This window comes from Streptomyces mutomycini (assembly GCF_001700505.1).
Lineage (GTDB): Bacteria > Actinomycetota > Actinomycetes > Streptomycetales > Streptomycetaceae > Streptomyces > Streptomyces mutomycini.
Genome location: NZ_MAPV01000378.1, coordinates 1 through 879, shown reverse-complemented (window position 1 = coordinate 879; position 879 = coordinate 1). Strand labels below are relative to the sequence as shown.

Genomic DNA, 879 nt, shown 5'->3' with positions numbered 1-879 from the left:
GAAAGGGGGTGACACAGATGTCACCCCCCCCGATGACACAGATGTCACCCCCCCCGGTGTCGCTGGCGTCACCCCTTGAATCCACATCTACAACCCTCAAAACAGAACCCACACGAGCGCCTTCGGCGCGTAGCGCCGGTGACGTCCGTAGGACTGGTGCAGGTAGTAGCGCGTGCGGGCCCGTGAATGGCGGCTCCGCCGCGTCCGGGAAAGAGAGCTTGTCATCGGAGGACCAGGGCGCGGCCCCGGCCGGGACGGATGTCCCGCAGCAGCGGACCGAGCGCCAGGAGCTGACCGGCGAGCAGGTAGCCGTGGTCAAGGCCATCGCCGCCTCCCTGCCTACTGCCCTGGTGGAGCTGCTGCCCTACCGCACCGTGCCGAAGCGCAACCGCTCTCAGTTCCTCGCCGCTATGGCCGGACGCACCACCGCGCAGATCATCGACCGGGCGGCTCGCCGCTGGGTTCAGCACGGGTACGCCGAAGCGCTGCACTCCATCGACGGCAAGGGCATCGGCAGCGCCGTGGGTGTCGCGGTTGCGCTAGTCCAGGCCGGCGAGTGCACACATCCTCGGTGCGAGGACGGATTCAACATCGACACGGGTGAGGAGTGCCGGGTGTGCGAGACGCGACGGGCCGACCGGCGAGCAGCGAAGAAGGCAGCAGCAGAGGCTGGCAGGAACACCGGCACCGTCCGGCAGGCACCGCACCGTCCCGGCTGGTGGGAGTGCACCATCTGCCACGCTCCCGGTAAGGGCGACATCCCGGAGAGCGGCGAGTGCCGCAGGTGCCAGGACGAGACGGCCGCTGCCGCGCAGCAGCTCGCCGCCCAGTGGGAGCAGGAAGCCGCGGAGCGTCAGAAGACCGTGGAGGCCGAGGAGG

The 879-nt window shown here is 69.4% G+C and carries 1 pseudogene; it reads left to right on the top strand.

Annotated features, from left to right (window positions below):
• Window positions 1-218 precede the first annotated feature (218 nt).
• Window positions 219-879 (top strand): annotated as a pseudogene (locus BFF76_RS30550) (hypothetical protein); the annotation flags it as partial.